General features: G+C 53.3%; 10 protein-coding genes. 8 read left to right on the top strand and 2 right to left on the bottom strand.

Annotated elements, in window-relative coordinates; genetic code table 11:
- Positions 1-5 precede the first annotated feature (5 nt).
- Both xseA and ruvB read right to left on the bottom strand, forming a co-directional pair.
- Positions 6-1,505, bottom strand: coding sequence for an exodeoxyribonuclease VII large subunit (xseA, locus tag RDM37_RS03640; protein ID WP_308555088.1), 1,500 nt, complete (start codon positions 1,503-1,505; stop codon positions 6-8).
- Positions 1,506-1,529: 24 nt separating this feature from the next.
- Positions 1,530-2,576: a Holliday junction branch migration DNA helicase RuvB gene (gene ruvB, locus RDM37_RS03635; RefSeq protein WP_308555086.1), complete on the bottom strand. Its 1,047-nt coding sequence runs from the start codon at positions 2,574-2,576 to the stop codon at positions 1,530-1,532.
- A gap of 751 nt (positions 2,577-3,327) precedes the next feature.
- Here ruvB and RDM37_RS03630 point away from each other — a divergent pair.
- From RDM37_RS03630 to gyrA, 8 genes are all read left to right on the top strand, one after another.
- Positions 3,328-4,680, top strand: a complete 1,353-nt coding sequence (locus tag RDM37_RS03630; protein ID WP_308555084.1) for an MATE family efflux transporter — start codon at positions 3,328-3,330, stop codon at positions 4,678-4,680.
- Between the two features lie 7 nt (positions 4,681-4,687).
- Positions 4,688-5,572 carry a 50S ribosomal protein L11 methyltransferase gene (gene prmA / locus RDM37_RS03625; RefSeq protein ID WP_308555082.1) on the top strand — a complete coding sequence of 295 codons (885 nt, stop codon included), beginning with the start codon at positions 4,688-4,690 and terminating at the stop codon, positions 5,570-5,572.
- Between the two features lie 212 nt (positions 5,573-5,784).
- On the top strand, positions 5,785-7,758 hold the full coding sequence (gene gyrB / locus RDM37_RS03620; protein ID WP_308555080.1) for a DNA topoisomerase (ATP-hydrolyzing) subunit B: 1,974 nt from the start codon (positions 5,785-5,787) through the stop codon (positions 7,756-7,758).
- 9 nt (positions 7,759-7,767) lie between these two features.
- The gene (locus tag RDM37_RS03615) at positions 7,768-8,613 is read left to right on the top strand and encodes a glycosyltransferase family 2 protein (protein WP_308555078.1); all 846 of its coding nucleotides are present in this window, start codon (positions 7,768-7,770) and stop codon (positions 8,611-8,613) included.
- A 22-nt stretch (positions 8,614-8,635) separates the two neighbouring features.
- Positions 8,636-9,652 carry a glycosyltransferase gene (locus RDM37_RS03610; RefSeq protein ID WP_308555076.1) on the top strand — a complete coding sequence of 339 codons (1,017 nt, stop codon included), beginning with the start codon at positions 8,636-8,638 and terminating at the stop codon, positions 9,650-9,652.
- A gap of 21 nt (positions 9,653-9,673) precedes the next feature.
- Complete coding sequence (locus RDM37_RS03605) at positions 9,674-10,783, top strand: glycosyltransferase (RefSeq protein ID WP_308555074.1); 1,110 nt, start codon at positions 9,674-9,676, stop codon at positions 10,781-10,783.
- A 59-nt stretch (positions 10,784-10,842) separates the two neighbouring features.
- Complete coding sequence (locus tag RDM37_RS03600) at positions 10,843-12,843, top strand: LTA synthase family protein (protein ID WP_308555072.1); 2,001 nt, start codon at positions 10,843-10,845, stop codon at positions 12,841-12,843.
- A gap of 1,911 nt (positions 12,844-14,754) precedes the next feature.
- Positions 14,755-17,337 (top strand): DNA gyrase subunit A, encoded by a 2,583-nt coding sequence (gyrA, locus tag RDM37_RS03595; RefSeq protein ID WP_308555070.1) that lies wholly within the window; start codon positions 14,755-14,757, stop codon positions 17,335-17,337.
- Positions 17,338-17,368: the final 31 nt, after the last annotated feature.

Raw genomic sequence — 17,368 nt, 5'->3', positions numbered from 1 at the left:
TTTTCTTATGGTTCTTTCAATTGGCTCAGCGTAGCCGAGAGCGTACCCTCAGCTAGGCGAAGCTCTATGTCGTCGCCCTCACGAAGCTGCGAGGGCTTCTTGACCAGCTCACCCTTGTGGTGCACGATAGCGTAGCCACGCTGCAGGACCGTCTGCGGGTCCATCGCTCGGATGATCTGCGCCAGGTGCTCTATCTGCGTGCGCTGCGTGGTCGTAATCTTGCGCTGCTCCTGCAGGCTCTGCTGTCTAGCTTGCCACTCGTTGAGCTGAGCCGTCAGGTAACTCGCATAGCGATGCTTGAACTGCGTCAAGAGCGTCTCCCACTGGAGCTGATAGCGCATCGGCAGATAACGCGCAGCACCTGCCAAGCGCTCCCGTTGTGACTCCAGTAGCGTGTGCTGATTGTGCAGTAGCGTACGAGGAGAGACGGAGAGCTGCTCGCGTAGTAAGACCATCTGTCGCTCCTCACGATGTAGCTGCTCTAGCGTCGTCTGCCGGAGTAGTTGCGCCAAGCGCTCTAGCCCCGTCTGTGCTATCTGTCTCGCCTCTAGCCAAGCGCGCTCCAGTCGCTGATGCGCTTCCTCGAGGAGCGTGTACTCTGCGCACCAAGCATCGATCACAGCGGTAGCCACTGCCGTAGGGGTTTTGAAGGCTCTGTGCGAAACTAAGTCCACGACACTCTCGTCCCGATCGTGCCCAATGCCGCTCCACACAGGGAGCGAAAACTCCGCCACAGCACGCGCCACGGCAAAGTCATCGAAGGTGCCCAAATCAGCCGTAGCACCCCCACCTCGTATGATGACCACAAGGTCAAAGAGCGTCTCGTGCTGGCGCACCCTTTCGAGTGCTGCGACGATAGACTGCGGAGCACTATTGCCCTGCATCGTGGCTCGAAAGAGCGCTTTCTCTATAAAAGGAGCCACCGCACTCTCCTCCAGATGTCTCGTGAAGTCTTGGTAGCCAGCAGCCGTCGGGGAGGAGATGATAGCGATGCGTCGCAAAGGTCTCGGCATCGGGTGCTGCTTGTTGCGCTCCATCAGCCCCATACGCTCTAGGAGCTGGAGCGTCTCACGTCGCTGTCGTGCCACCTCGCCCAGTGTGTAGCTCGGATCGATGTCCTGTATGTCTAGTTGTAGCCCGTAGCGTGGATCGTACTTAAGCTCCACGAGCGCCAATATCTTGATCCCGTCTGTGAGCGGCTGCCCCGTCACCTGCTGGAAGTGCTGAGCGATCTGATTGTAGCGACTAGACCAGATCACAGCCGAGATCTGAGCCGATAGCTCTCCCCCACCCAACTCTGGGTGCAGCGGGTCCGACGTCTTATCTATTAGGTTAAAGTAGCAATGCCCTCGCTGGCTGCGTCCTCGGTAGCCACTCACCTCGCCCGTCACGTAGTAGAGCCGATTGTAATAGCGATCAATGCAGCGCTGCAACGAGCTCAGTAGCTCGGTCAGCGTGTACCGCTTGGCTACGAAGTTTGAGGCTGGCATCTCTAGTGAGGACATGGCACAGGGGGAAACGGCTTTTAGTTAGTCAAAAAGGGACGTCTCTGGAGGCAAATCCTGTCGATAGGTACGCCCCAAGTGAGCATACGCCAAGCGTGTCGCCTGCCGTCCCGTACGGGTGCGCTGTATGAAGCCCTCCTGAATGAGAAACGGCTCATACACCTCCTCGATCGTGCCTGGGTCCTCGCCCATCGCCGTAGCTATGGTGGTCAGCCCGACGGGTCCCCCGTCAAACTTGTCGATGATGGTCTTCAGCAGCTTGTGATCCGTATGATCCAGTCCATGCTTATCTATGTGCAGTGCTTCGAGCGCCACCGTCGTAATATCGCTATCGATCACCCCGTTGCCCTTGACCTGCGCAAAGTCTCGCACCCGCTTCAGGAGGGCATTGGCGATACGAGGCGTGCCACGACTACGCAGAGCGATGCCCCGAGCGGCCTCCTCCTCGCACGGCACCTCTAGGATGCGTGCCGAGCGCAGCACGATGTCCGTAAGCGTATCCACGTCGTAGTACTCTAGATGTAGGTTGATGCCAAAGCGGTCCCGCAGCGGAGCCGTCAGCAGACCGCTGCGCGTGGTCGCCCCCACTAGTGTAAAGGGGTTGAGGTCAATCTGTATGGATCGAGCCCCTGGCCCTTTGTCAATCATCAGATCGATCCGAAAGTCCTCCATGGCCGAGTAGAGATACTCCTCCACGGTATGGCTCAGGCGATGAATCTCATCGATAAAAAGCACGTCACGAGGCTCTAGCGAAGTGAGCAATCCCGCTAAGTCTCCTGCCTTCTCCAAGACAGGCCCCGAAGTAATCTTCATGCCGACTCCTAGCTCGTGCGAGATGATGTGCGATAGAGTCGTCTTGCCCAGTCCAGGAGGACCATAGAGGAGGACGTGGTCGAGTGCTTCGTCACGGCGACGAGCCGCCTCGACGAAGACCTTCAGATTGTCCACAACATGTCCCTGACCTCGGAAGCTGTCGAAGTAGGAGGGGCGCAACTGCTCCTCCTGCTGCAGGTCAGACAAACTCTGCGGGGGCGTACGCTCCTCGCGTATATCAAATGGATCTCCGTTCATACGTCAGCAAAGTTAGCGAAAAAGCTCATAGCCCCACCCCCTCCGCCCTGCCGTAAGAAGAAAAGTCTAAAAAAGAAGCAGCTCTTTCCAGAGCTACTCCCAAGTAGCCACGTGGAGGACACTTTTTATGAGCAGGGCTGACGCATTATATTATAATGAACTCATCTATTCCTCGCTGGTCGCTATGTGTAGCTCCTGACAGAGCGATTATGATGCGTCATCCCTAGCTGGGCAAATTCACCGCCGGCTTGTTACAATAATTTAGACCCGACTACATATCGACACAACGCTATTTCGGGAAAAACGGATTTCCACGTGGATATTTTGAAATATCCAGGTGGAGAATTTTTATTTTCCACGTGGGGAAGAAAAAATTCTTCGGAGGAATCAAATGAAACTTCGGAGGAAATGAATGACGCCCACGTGGAAAATAAAAAATATCCACGTGGAGATTTCAGATTTTCCACGTGGATATTCGAGAAAGGAGGGTATCGGACGAATTTTCCCGTAAAGATATGTAAATAGAGAGTAGAGGTTAGAGATTAGAAGGCGGGGCGGACACATTATAGTATAATGACCTCATTGATGCCTCACTCGTCCTTATGTGTAGCTCCTGACAGAGCGATCATAATGCGTCAGCCCTGCTTTTATGAGGGAGAGGGGCTCGTGCTGCCCCCTTTTTTGATACCTTTGCAGCGAGTTTGTAAACGGGGCTGTCGCTCTAGACGACACCCCTCACAAGAAGGCAGACGTGACCAAAACAGATACTATCAACTTCACTCAAGGACCGATCCGTAAGCAGTTGCTGCGACTGGCGGCTCCGATCGTTGCCACCTCGTTTGTCCAGATGGCGTACAACTTCACCGACATGGCGTGGCTCGGACGTCTCGGCAGTCGTGAGGTGGCCGCCGTCGGCGTCATCGGGGTGCTCCTATGGATCGCCACCTCGATCGCTCAGCTCACCAAGATCAGTGCCGAGGTGTGCGTCTCACAGAGCCTCGGAGCGCGCGATAAACCACTGGCGATCAAGTACGCTCGCCACTGTACCACCTGGGCACTCATCGTCGGGACTCTCCTGGCACTCGTCTACCTGTTCTTTGGCTCTCCCATCGTGGGCGTCTACAATCTAGAGGCTGATGTGCACCAGATGGCGCTGAACTACCTGCGCATCGTGTTGATTGGCTTGCCAGGCTACTTTCTGACGCTCGCCATGAGTGGCATTTACAATGCGCATGGACGGAGCATGACCCCATTCAAGATCAATTCGCTGGGGCTACTCTTCAACATGATCCTCGACCCGCTGCTCATCTTCGTCTGCCATCTAGGAGTCGTCGGAGCAGCCCTCGCCACACTCCTCTCTCAGCTGGCCGTCTGCACGATCCTCTACTACCGTATGCAGCACCGCGACAAGATACTTGACGGGAGCTCTATCGTGACCAAGCTTGCAGGAGAGCAGAGCCGACGCATCTTCGCTATCGGTGTACCGGTGGTGCTGCTCAACTCTCTCTTTGCGCTGATCAGCATATTTATGGGTCGCTTAGCCTCTGAGCAGGGTGGCGCTATCGGCGTGGCGGTCATGACGACGGGCGGACAGCTAGAGGGCGTGACGTGGAATGCGTGCCAAGGCTTTTGCACTGCCCTAGCGACCTTCGTGGGGCACAACTATGCGGCACGTCAGTTTGACCGGGTGTGGCGTGGCTACAAGACAACGATCCTTATGACGCTATCGATAGGTCTCTTCGGGACGCTACTCTTCCTCTTCCTGGGCGAAGCCTTTTTTGCGCTGATTGTGCCAGATCCTGAGACCTATATTGAGGGCGGACGATACCTTTACATCGCTAGCTTCTCCCAGCTCTTTATCATGGCGGAGATTACGACGCAGGGGCTATTCTATGGTGTAGGACGAAGCAAAACACCAGCCATAATCAGCATCGTGGGCAATCTGCTACGCATACCGCTAGCACTCCTACTGATCTACTTAGGATGGGGACTACCTGCCGTCTGGTGGGCTATCTCCCTCTCATCGATCGGCAAGGGTATCACCGCCATCATCGTACTACTCATCAAGAGAGACAAACTAACCCCAACGAGCTTAGCCGCTTAACAACGCTATGTACCACCACTACACCTTTATCACGGAGCAACTCAGCGAGGCGGAATGGGCGATGCCTCTGCTCGCTCAGACGCTAGCCGACTGGGGCTTCGAAAGCTTTCAAGAGGAGCCTGACAAGGGGCTACTTAATGCCTACATATCCGATGACGCTTGGCAGGAGAGCGAAGAGGTCGCCACACAACTTGCCACAGATGCCGGCGCCTTGACACTATATAATATAGAGTGGCACTACGGCCAGTCAGTAGCCTCCTCAGGTGACTGGCTAGCAGCGTGGCGCAGCACGACCTTTGAGCCAATATCTCTACGGGGGCGCATGCTGGTCACCACGCCTGAGCTGGCACCAAGTTCACCGACGCATGAGCTACAGCTACTCATCGAGGCGTACAATTCGTTTGGCTCGGGCGAGCACCACACGACTCGCATGATCCTAGAGCATCTACTCGATTACGATGTGACAGGCGCTCAGGTGATCGACATGGGGTGCGGTACGGGCATCCTCGGCATAGCGGCTCTGCAACTCGGTGCTGACTCGCTCGTAGCGATAGACGTATCGTCTGAGTGCGTGACCAATACGCTACACAACCTCCAGCTCAACGGCTTCGCCCTCTCGGAGCGCATCAGGGTGCAGCATGGTGACGCTGCGCAACTCTCCGCCTACCCCAGCAAGGCGGATCTGCTCTTTGCCAACATACACCGCAACATCATCCTAGAGGACCTGCCCCGCTACGTAGCGGCAGTACGATCAGGCGGCGAGGTGTGGCTCAGTGGCTTCCTCCTCTCCGACCGCACGGCTATCTATCAAGCCTTAGAGGCTGTGAAACTAGAGGTCGTTGATGAGGCTACCTCCGAGGAGTGGCTCTTCGTGCGTAGCCGCAAAGGGTGAAGAGGTGTTCTCCTTGAACTTTCCTCTTTGAGAGTGCCTTACAGAGGCTGTAAAGTGAGACAAAAACAGTAGCCGTGAAAAGTTTTAGCGCAAAGAATGAGAGTTTATACTCGCATTTTCTGTATCTTTGTGCTATTCAAGACATATAGTGGAATGAGAAGCCGGCTCATCAGATAGCCCTTCTCACTACCACTGACGATAAGCCTATTACAATGAGCGAACAAGAGAAAGACATAAAGACTGCACCACAGGAAAAAGGTGCTTACTCAGCCAGTAGCATACAGGTCCTCGAGGGACTAGAGGCGGTGCGCAAGCGCCCCGCCATGTATATCGGAGACATCAGCGAGAAGGGACTACACCACCTTGTCTACGAGGTGGTAGACAACTCCATCGATGAGGCTCTAGCAGGCTACTGTACCGAGGTACTAGTTGAGATACTACCAGACAACTCTATCCAAGTGACCGACAACGGCCGTGGTATCCCTGTCGATATGCACGCCAAGGAGGGCAAGAGTGCCCTCGAGGTGGTCATGACGGTACTGCACGCTGGTGGTAAGTTTGACAAGGGTTCTTACAAGGTATCAGGAGGTCTCCACGGTGTGGGTGTCTCCTGCGTCAATGCGCTCTCCGAGTCACTTATTGCCGAGGTACATCGTGACGGTAAGGTCTATCGTCAGGAGTACAGCCGTGGTAAACCTCTGACAGGCGTTGAGGTGGTCGGTAAAGCCGATGACACAGGTACCCGCATCACCTTCAAGCCTGACGACACGATCTTTCGTGAGACAATATATAGTAGTGAGACGCTCTCACACCGTTTGCGTGAGCTATCCTATCTAAATGCGGGTCTGCACCTTAAGCTCATTGACCACAGAGTGCACGATGAGGAGGGACAGCCTAAGTCTTGGGTCTTCTACTCGGAGAATGGACTGAGTGAGTTCGTTCGCTACGTGGATGGTGCTAAGGAGTCGCTCATCCACGACGTCATCCATCATACGACAGAGAAGCAGGGCGTCCCCGTCGAGGTGGCACTGACCTACAACACCTCTTATCAAGAGAACGTCTACACCTACGTCAATGACATTCACACCATCGAGGGCGGTACGCACTTAACCGGCTTCCGCCGTGGACTGACCCGCACGCTCAAGAAGTATGCGACCGACTCGCACCTCCTCGATAAGATCAAGGAGGAAATATCGGGCGATGACTTCCGTGAGGGTTTGACCGCTATCGTTAGTGTCAAGGTCGCTGAGCCACAGTTTGAGGGACAGACGAAGACCAAGCTCGGAAACAGCGAGATCGTTGGTATCGTCGATGCAGCCGTTAGTGAGGCTCTAGAGATCTACCTCGAGGAGCACCCCACAGAGGCTAAGCTCATTGTAGACAAGGTCATCCTAGCAGCCCAAGCACGTCACGCTGCACGCCGAGCTCGTGAGCTGGTACAGCGTAAGTCGCCCCTCACAGGCGGTGGACTACCAGGCAAGCTAGCAGACTGCTCGAGTAAAGATCCTAGCGAATGCGAGCTATTCATCGTGGAGGGAGACTCCGCAGGTGGTACCGCCAAGCAGGGACGAGACAGCAAGTACCAGGCGATCCTCCCCTTGCGTGGTAAGATCCTCAACGTGGAGAAGGCTATGCAGCACCGCATCCTAGACAATGCGGAGATCAAGAATATCTACACAGCCCTTGGCGTGACGGTCGGCACAGAGGAAGACTCCAAAGCACTCAACCTCTCCAGGCTTCGCTACCACAAGATCATCATCATGACCGATGCCGATGTCGATGGTGCGCACATTGCGACGCTGATCCTCACCTTCTTCTTCCGCAATATGCGTCCGCTCATTGAGAACGGCTACGTCTACATTGCCAATCCACCCCTCTACCTCTGCAAGAAAGACCGCATCGAGGAGTACTGCTGGACAGACGAGCAGAAGGCTGACTTCGTCACTAAATATGGTCAAGGACAGGAGAACCGCATCAAGATACAGCGATACAAAGGTCTCGGTGAGATGAACGATGTACAGCTCTGGGACACGACGATGAATCCGCAGACGCGTACCCTACGCCAGGTGACCATAGACAACCTCGCGAGTGCCGACTCGGTCTTCTCCATGCTCATGAGCGAAGATGTCGAGCCACGACGCGAGTTCATCGAGGAGAACGCTACCTACGCCAACATTGACGCCTAGCACCCAGCTATGAAGACCAAGCGTGTCGCAGCCCTGACCATGGTGCGCAATGATGACTTCTACCTGCGCAAGTGGACAGCCTACTACGGCCGAGAGCTCGGCGAGGAGCATCTATACATCTATCTAGATGGCAAGGATCAGCCCCTACCCGACTGGTGTCCTCAAGCTACGGTCGTAGCGGTAGATAAGATCCAGGGGCAGGTGGTCTCTGCCGAGAAAGAGCGACTTGCTTTCCTCTCTGAGCGCGCTAAGGAGCTACTCACCACAGGAGGCTACGATCTCGTCATCGGAGTCGATGCCGACGAGATACTCGTCGTCGACCCGCTCGTTGGACTGGGACTCAAGGAGTACCTAAGCCAGCGTCATATAGGTGTCAGCGTCTCAGGACTGGGCGTCGATGTAGGACAGCATCTTGAGCAGGAGGGAGACATTCGAGAGGATCTGCCTTTCCTCCAGCAGCGTCACTATGCGCGACTATCGACACGCTACACCAAGCCATGCGTCATCGCACAGCCAGTCGTCTGGGGATCGGGCTTTCATCGCATCAAGGGACACAACTTCACCATTGACCCGCAGCTTTACCTATTTCATTTTGGCTACTTCGATATGAAGCGTATCGAAGCACGCTTTGCCGATCCAGATCGACGAGAGGCTGGCTGGACAAAGCATATCGCCAAGCGATCCAAGACCATCCAGCAGGTGACCAACCATAAGGCTCGTCCGTGGGACTCTACAGCACGCCTAGCACGCACACTCCAGACCTATATACGTCCTCCCTATGCGTGGAATAAGCCCGCTATGCTGGGGCTCTGTTTCATCGTCGAGATCCCTGAGCGCTTTCGCAACATCGTCTGACTCCCATACCTAGCCATCTCTTATGCCTAAGATCTCCGTCATCATCCCTATATATAATGTAGAGAAGTATCTACGACGCTGTCTAGACAGTGTCTTGGCTCAGACCTTCACCGACTGGGAGGCTGTCTGCGTCAATGATGGGAGCCCTGACAATAGTGCGCAGATCTTAGCCGAGTACGCTGAGAGAGACTCGCGCTTTAAGATTGTAAATAAAGAGAATGGCGGACTCTCAGACGCTCGCAATGCGGGCATGGCCGTTGCTAAGGGCACTTACGTCAACTTCTTAGATTCAGACGATCTGATCCATCCACAGACCTTTGAGATCGCCTACGCTTTGATCCAGCAAGAGGATGCCGATATCGTCTCTTGGTACAAAGATCCGCTCTTTCGTCCTCGGCTCCTCGTGCGTCATGCGCTAGGCTTTGACATTGATAAGACGATGCCTCGTGGTCTCAAGCGACGCTTCACGCTAGACAAGGTGAAGTATCACACGACCGATGATGTCTTCGCTCACGTCACGGAGTACAGCCATACGAAGATCGAGAATCCGATCAAGCACTTCTACGTGTGGCGTCACTTGCTTCGCAGGAGCCTCGTGGAGGATGTCCCCTTTCTCAAAGGAGTAATCTTCGAAGACTTCCCCTGGTGGAGTGAGGTGATCCTCAAGAATCCCCGGACGGTCATCACGGATCTGCCTTTTTACTACTACTTCCCCAACATCGGATCGATAGACCGCTCCTCTAGTCGGACTAAGAAGGTCAAGAACTGGATCAAAGGCTTGGAGCACACCTATCAGCTCTATGAGGAGCGAGCTACGCCCTACCAGAAGGAGCATTGGCAGCGGGAGTGTATGTGGGCTATGATCAATAATCGTATCGCCTACAAGCTAGAGCAACGCATCACCGACCCTACAGATCGACAGGAGCTGGCGCAAGATCTGGATAAGCTGAATAAGCTGGGGGTCTTTGACCATCCCTTTACGATCGATGGAGTCAAAGCCCGTCAGCGCATCCTGCGCTTTATCGATCAATATCAGTAGCCCCCTAGTCGCACCAAAGAGATGAACATAGCTTTCTTCAATTGGTATGCGATCGATCTGCTCTTTAGTGGCATCGAGAAGGTCTCTCATCGTGTAGCCACAGCTCTGGAGCAGCGAGGACATCATATCTGCTACGTATGTGTGGATAGCTGGGGTAAGACTGCTCTCAAGCAAAACACCCTCATACTCCCCAACCCCTCTAAGATTAATTCGGAGGAAAACCGCATCGCCCTCTGCGACTTCCTATGCGCTCACGAAGTCTCCATCTTAGTCTCACACTCTGCTTATAGTCGTAGACTAGCAGTTATGCTCCGCGAGGCGACCGATGAGGCAGGAGCCAAGCTCGTACAGGTACTACACACCACTCCCGACTCGTATCACTATCGATACTGGAGGCTCAAAGTGGTCAATCGGGTCGTCAGAGCCTTTATGAATCGTAAATGGGGCAACTCGTGGCGAAAGATCTACGATCTCTCCGATGCTTTTGTTGTGCTGTGCCAGCCTAGTGCTGACTTCATCGCACAGATTGCTCACATCAAGGACACCTCGAAGTTTGCCGTCATACACAATGCCAATACGTATCTCCCTACAGAGCTAGCCCCCGCCTATGACAAGGAACCTATCGTACTCTACGTGGGTCGTCTCGTCAAGGGCAAAGGTATCGAGCACATCCCCGCCATCTGGCGACAAGTCTCAGCAGCGCATCCCGACTGGCGACTGGTCGTACTCGGCGATGGTCCCTATCGTGCTACGCTAGAGCAGGCACAGTTAGAGCGCTGTGACATCTTAGGCACGCAAGAGCCTAAGCCATACTACGAGCGAGCTGCTATCTCCATCTTAACCAGTGACGCTGAGGGATGGTCGATGGTTCTCACCGAGGCTATGCAGCACGGGGTCGTACCCGTCGCTTTTGACTCCTTTCTAGCCACGGGGGTAGTCCTAGACGAGGGGCGTGCTGGCGTGCTGGTGCCTCCATTTGACCTTAACCTCTTTGCTCAGGAGGTCTCCTCGCTGATAGCTGATAGCGATAGACGCCGAGCTATGGCAGCACACGCCAGAGAGTATGTGCAGACCTTTGATATAGACCATATTATTACAGACTGGGAGAGACTCTTTGAGAGATTGTCATAATCCGTAAAGCTGGGAACACTCTACTGGTAAATCCGAACTTAAAGCTTCTATCATATCGAATGATTACAACCAAATCACGTTGGGTAGCGATCGCCTGTCACACGCTCTGGGCCATTGTACTGATGCAGCTGTGCCGACTGCTCTACTACTTCTACAATCAATCTTTCTTCCCTTCGGTCGATGGCTGGCAGTTGCTCCACCTCATGCGGGGAGGCTACATACTAGACATGGTCGCCATCGCATACGGACTGCTACTCTACTACCTGATGATGATCGTAGGCGCTTACCTACCTAGACGGATCGAGATGAGTAGCTGGTATCGCTGGATACGCCATATAGCATACATCTTGCCACTAGGCTTCTTCATCTTCCTCAATGTCTCAGACACCGGCTACTATCCCTTCGTACTGAGGCGAGCAAATAGTGACATCTTTCGAGAGTTTCAGGGGAAGAGCATGTTTAGCTTCTACAAAGACTTCGTTGTAGAGTTTTGGCCACTCACCATAGCGTTCTTCGTCTTGCTCGCTCTAGCCATAGCGGGCTACTGGCTGGTGCAGTACCAGCGTGAGACGCGCACCTCTCGTCGCTCTTACTGGGTAGACGGTACCTGCACACTGGGCATGGTCATCTTCCTCTTCTTCAGTATGCGTGGTACTTGGGACTTTTCGAGCAAACCCGTACCGACGATGCACTTCTTCTCCTACACGACAGATCCTGAGCAGTTTCCCTTGCTGCAAAACACCCCCGTCGCCCTGACAAAAGACGCCGCCTCACGACAGCTCTTCACCTTCTATACAAACGAAGAGCTACCTACCATCTTCACACCTTACTATCAGGCAGCTCCACTCTCAGAGAGCGATACGCTCTTTGGCTCTATGCAGGGGCGCAACGTCGTCGTGATCATCCTAGAGAGTATGGCGCGAGAGTACACGGGCTACCTCAATAGATATATCGACGGGTACCCGAGCTACACCCCTTACCTCGATAGCTTGATGCCACACACGCTCTATGCGCAGTACGGCTTTGCCTCTGGCAAGCGATCCGTCGAGTCCTTTCCCTCGATCTTCGTCTCGCTACCTTCGTTTGGTGGCACCTTCGACGATGAGGCGTGGACTATGGACAACTACCAGCACTTCGACTCCTACGACACGGGCTTGCCCCTATCATTAGGCGATTACGGCTACCACCTCAAGTTTTACCATGGTGATGAGCCAGGGGCTATGGGCTTCTACTCCTTCCTCAATCGTCTAGGTGTACAGGATCAATACACCGCTCAGGACTATCTAGCTAAGCATCCTAATGAGTCTAACGCTAAGGTCGGTACGTGGGGTATCCACGACCTACCCTTCGAGCAGGCCATGGCCGAAGATATGAAGTCGCTCCGGGAGCCCTTCGGAGCCTTCTTCTTCTCACTCTCTAATCATAGTCCTTTTAGCATGCCCAAGGGGTATAAAGGCAAACTAAAGCGAGGTACACTCCCGATCCATCAGACAGCTCAATATGCCGACGAGGCTCTCCGAGAGTTTTTCGAGCGGGTCAAAGAGGAGCCCTGGTATCGCAATACGCTCTTCGTCATCACGGCCGATCACACAAGCCTCAGCGACCAACCTCTGTATGCCAACTTAGCGGGACACGCTGCGGCGCCTATCTTATTTTTCGACCCGCAGGGCAAGCTACATGGAGAGATCAGCGACTATGTCGTGCAGCACATAGATATCCTCCCCACGCTCCTCTACCTGCTCGGTATCACGGAGCCTGTACTGAGCTACGGAAGTAACATCTTCGACCAGCAAGCAGAGCATTATGCGCTCAACTTCTACCACAACCAGTACCTCTTCTTCACGAAGGCGCTCACGCTCACGATGACCACCGATGGTCAGGTCAGCGTCCAGAAGCCAGCAGCCTACCTGCAGACGGAGCCCGATCGCGCCACCGCCCCTACCTCGTCAGAGGTGTCGCACTACACAGCACTCTTTAAGGCGATCGTACAGGACTACAACAACCGTGTCCTCAAGAGCTCCTTCTCACTCAGAGATGTGACTCCCAAGTCGTCAGACTAGCCCAGCGACCTTCCGCCATCCTGCTCACTCCTTCGCTCTCTATCTGAATTAGCCCTTGTGGCAATCATTGTCAGCGTGGAAGGAGCTGTCCTTAGTCTATCATGTTTTACCTTTTGCACTGCTAGTAAGTTGGTCGTTTGATCAATTGATATTTAGTTGCTACCTTTGCAATGGAGTAGAGCCGAAAAAAGCGCGATAACTTCAAGCTGTGCCTCTCCGATAAGGCGTTGAACTTCTATCCCTCCCGAGTACGAAATCGGAAGTTATTAGTTCTTCGCCTTGTCTTCTTTATATGAGATGTGATATGAGACTTGTCGCATCTTGTGGCTAGGCGTGTTTTACCATTTGAAATATAGTTACTACCTTTGCGGTAAGAACGGTGAGATTGCTCGAAAGAGTAATCGCGCCATGCTTCCGCCTGAAAGTCTCTTGCTGGCGGTCGTATTTTAAAGAGACTTGCGGAGTCTAGTTACTCTACTCTAGTTGTTATTTTATCAGTTGAAGTATAGTTACTATCTTCGCGCCAAGAAGGAGAAGTTTCTGAAGTAAGTCTTACTCATAGTCGTAGAACCAGGGCGGAGCGTTCAGATACTTCTCCTTTACTTTTTATCAGGTCGTCGCATCTTGTGACTAGGCTAGTTTACCATTTGAAATATAGTTGCTACCTTTGTAGCGGATTCGAAAGAGTCTAGGAGGATTACCCGGGTAATGCCGCTATTCCTCGCCCGCAGGGGCTAGCACTTCTTGTAAGTGTTAGCCTTCTGTCTTTTTATAGACGAGGGTTAATTCGAGGTTGTCTTCCATCCCCGCCCCTAGGGCTTCATCTACCTCGTACTGCCCAGCAGAGAGCTACGCGCTGTCACCGGGGCGCTCCTCGACGTGACACAAGACGCCATCTCCACAGGAGAGTACGACCGGAGAGCTCATTTTCAACCTCTTCCAGCTCCTGCGCGCGCTGACCGACCAGATACTGAGAGGATAGCACTGAGACGACCATTTGCGTGACCTCACGCAGATGGTATCGCATCGCTCTCCTCTAGGTTAGAGCCTATACCGACAGAGAGCCACGAGGACAATCGCTCCCCGTGGCTCTCTACATATTTGCTTGTCTCAGATATAGTTGCTACCTTTGTGGTCAGAATAGTGTTTGCCAAGAGTAAGTCCCGCATTGATATTCCGATGTCTACGGTTTTTTGGCAAGCACTATTCTTCTTTTGGAGGGGCTGAAGTCTCTACTTTTTCGGGCTTATCAAATAGAATACAGTATGGTACCTCTTCTTTGTATCTGTTGTGCATCTTAGCATACAAGTATCTCATCTCTCCTCCGATAGTCATTTTATATTTTATTCTCCACGTGGACGCCAATCATTTCCTCCGAAGTTTCATTTCGTCCCCACGTGGGGATCGTTTCGTCCCTCCTTTGGGATCTTTTCGTCCCTCCGTGGGGATTTCTAAATCCCTCCCTTGGGATTTTTTCGTCCCAACGCGGGTGGGAGATTTTCGTCCCATCAGTATGGGACGACCTTTCGGGACTATTTGTCATATTATAGACCCCAATGTGTAACCCGCTGTAGGTACGCACGGATAGTGTTTAGTGGGAGGGCATCCGTCCCCAAATCAGCGAAACGATGCTGTAACCTTTGACGACAACGGACACACCGATGCTCTGCGTCCGGGCCGGGGCCCCCAACCAAGGGCTGCACGTGAGATTTGCGGAGTTGAGACCAGGCGGATCTTCATCGGATAGAGATATTTTTCGTAACTTAGCCATCTGAAAGTAGAGGTCTCTCTCGGCTTTTAGCTCGATGAGTGACACCTGCTGGGTGAGGGTGGACAACTCGGAGAGGGCACTTCTCTCGGAGTCTCGTCTGCCAGCCTCTACGACCAAGCGAATAAAACACAATTGACTCTATGGAAGATAGTATAGATAGGATTATCCCGGTGGATATTGAGGACGAAATGAAGACCTCTTACATTGACTACTCAATGTCTGTCATCGTATCTCGTGCACTACCCGATGTGCGTGATGGTCTCAAGCCTGTGCATCGTCGTGTACTCTACTCGATGAATGAGAGTGGCAATACCTACAATAATCCTACCCGTAAGTGTGCACGCGCCGTCGGTGATATATTAGGTAAGTATCACCCCCATGGCGACAGCTCCGTATATAACACATTGGTACGTCTCGCACAGGGCTGGAACATGCGTTACCCGCTCGTACAGGGTCAGGGTAACTTCGGCTCTATCGACGGAGACTCACCCGCTGCGATGCGTTACACGGAGTCGAGGCTCAACCAGTTTGCACAGGAGATGCTCCGTGACATTGACATGGAGACGGTAGACTTTCAGGACAACTTCGACGGAGACTTCCAGGAGCCTACGGTACTACCCTGTCGCATCCCGAACCTTCTAATCAATGGTGCTGCTGGTATCGCCGTCGGTATGGCGACCAATATGGCTCCGCACAACCTTACTGAGACGCTGAACGCTTGTATCGCTTACATCGATGCGCGTGGCGAGATCACGGTCGATGAACTGATGCAGTATGTCAAGGCGCCTGACTTTCCCACGGGCGGTGTCATCTACGGATACGAGGGGGTCAAAGAGGCCTTCCACACAGGCCGCGGACGTATCGTGATACGTGGCAAGGCTGACATAGAGGAGCACCACGGCCATGAGCAGATCATCATCCGTGAGATACCTTATCAGGTGCGCAAGAGCGATATGGTCGCTAAGATCGCCCAGCTGGTCAACGAGAAGAAGATCGACGGCATCAGCGACATCTCTGATGAGTCGAGCAATAAGGGTATCCGCATTGTCATCGATATAAAGAAGGATGCCAACGCTGGCGTCGTACTCAACTACCTATATAAGTACTCCGACCTGGAGAGCTACTTTAGTATCAATAACATTGCGCTAGTCCATGGTCGTCCTCGTCTGCTCAACCTTAAGGATCTCATCGGCCACTTCGTCGATCACCGCCACGAGGTGGTGACACGTCGTGCGCAGTATGAGCTTCGCAAGGCGCAGGAGCGTATCCACATCTTGGAGGGCTTGATCATTGCCGTAGACAACATTGACGAGGTCATACGCATCATCCGCTCTAGTGAGGAGACTCGCGATGCGATGAATCGACTGATGGAGGCATTCAACCTCTCGGAGCTACAGGCCCGTGCTATCGTTGATATGCGTCTGCGACAGCTCACGAAGCTCGATATTGACAAGTTGGAGCATGAGTACAATGAGCTCAAGGAGCGTATCGACTACCTAAACCTCTTCCTCAGCGACATCAATATGCGTATGGAGAAGATCCAGGAGGAGTGCCGTGAGATCATCGACAAGTATGGCGATGAGCGTCGCTCGGAGATCGTATATGCTTCGGAAGACTTGAATCCTGAGGACTTCTACGCTGACGAGGATATGGTGATCACCATCTCTCACCTAGGATATATCAAGCGTACACCCCTCTCGGAGTTCCGTACGCAGACACGTGGCGGTGTCGGCGTCAAGGGTGCCGATAGTCGTGACGAAGACTTTGTCGAGTACATCTACTCGGCGACGATGCACGCCACAATGATGCTCTTTACCGCTACGGGACGTATCTACTGGCTCAGAGTCTTTGAGATACCCGAGGGCTCCAAGAGCTCTAAGGGCAGACATATCCAGAACCTCCTAGACCTAGACGAGGAGAATCGCATCACGGCTTTCCTACGTATTAAGAACTTGACGACCGATGTGGAATTTGTCAATACACACTACCTTGTCTTCGCTACTGAGCAGGGCTTGATCAAGAAGACGCTCCTAGCGCACTACGCTAACCCACGCAAGACGGGTGTCCGCGCGATCAACCTACGTGACGATGATCAGGTCGTCTCGGTGGCTCTCTCGAATGGTAACTGCGAGATCTTCCTTGCCAACCGCAATGGGCGCTGCGTCCGCTTTAACGAGCAAGATGTACGTCCTATGGGACGCACAGCGACAGGCGTTCGTGGCATCCGTCTCGATGACGATCCCAACGACAAGGTCATCGGTATGGTCGTACATCGCCTGAAGAATAGCGACGAGACGATCCTCGTCATCAGCGAGAAGGGCTATGGCAAGCGTTCGCTCATCGATGACTACCGCATCACGAAGCGTGGCGCCAAGGGTGTCAAGACGATCAACGTGACCGACAAGACTGGTCAGCTCATCGATATCCGTGCCGTAGAGGATGACGACAACATTATGATCATCAATAAGAGTGGCGTCGCTATACGCCTCTCTATGGAGCAGGTACGTGTCATGGGACGCGCTACTCAAGGGGTCAAGATGATAGACCTGAATAAACGTTCGGACGAAATAGCATCTATATGTAATGTAGTGGCTGAGGAAGAGGAGCCAGAGCTCATCGACGAGGCTGACCTAGACGACCCCTCAGAGTTTGTCCCTCAGGAGGAGGATCTGCAAGGATCAGACTCAGACGAGGAGCTAGAGGTCAACGATGATCAAGAGTAGGCTTCTTCAGTTAGACACTACAAGAGAACTA

This window comes from uncultured Porphyromonas sp. (genome assembly GCF_902489635.1).
GTDB lineage: Bacteria > Bacteroidota > Bacteroidia > Bacteroidales > Porphyromonadaceae > Porphyromonas.
This window is presented reverse-complemented; position numbering and strand designations above follow the sequence as displayed.

Excerpts from the sequence above, each read along its gene's own strand:
- gyrB (WP_308555080.1), top strand. The coding sequence starts at position 5,785 with ATGAGCGAACAAGAGAAAGACATAAAGACTGCACCACAGGAAAAAGGT.
- RDM37_RS03615 (WP_308555078.1), top strand. The coding sequence starts at position 7,768 with ATGAAGACCAAGCGTGTCGCAGCCCTGACCATGGTGCGCAATGATGAC.
- RDM37_RS03610 (WP_308555076.1), top strand. The coding sequence starts at position 8,636 with ATGCCTAAGATCTCCGTCATCATCCCTATATATAATGTAGAGAAGTAT.
- ruvB (WP_308555086.1), bottom strand. The coding sequence starts at position 2,576 with ATGAACGGAGATCCATTTGATATACGCGAGGAGCGTACGCCCCCGCAG.
- RDM37_RS03600 (WP_308555072.1), top strand. The coding sequence starts at position 10,843 with ATGATTACAACCAAATCACGTTGGGTAGCGATCGCCTGTCACACGCTC.
- gyrA (WP_308555070.1), top strand. The coding sequence starts at position 14,755 with ATGGAAGATAGTATAGATAGGATTATCCCGGTGGATATTGAGGACGAA.
- prmA (WP_308555082.1), top strand. The coding sequence starts at position 4,688 with ATGTACCACCACTACACCTTTATCACGGAGCAACTCAGCGAGGCGGAA.
- RDM37_RS03605 (WP_308555074.1), top strand. The coding sequence starts at position 9,674 with ATGAACATAGCTTTCTTCAATTGGTATGCGATCGATCTGCTCTTTAGT.
- xseA (WP_308555088.1), bottom strand. The coding sequence starts at position 1,505 with ATGTCCTCACTAGAGATGCCAGCCTCAAACTTCGTAGCCAAGCGGTAC.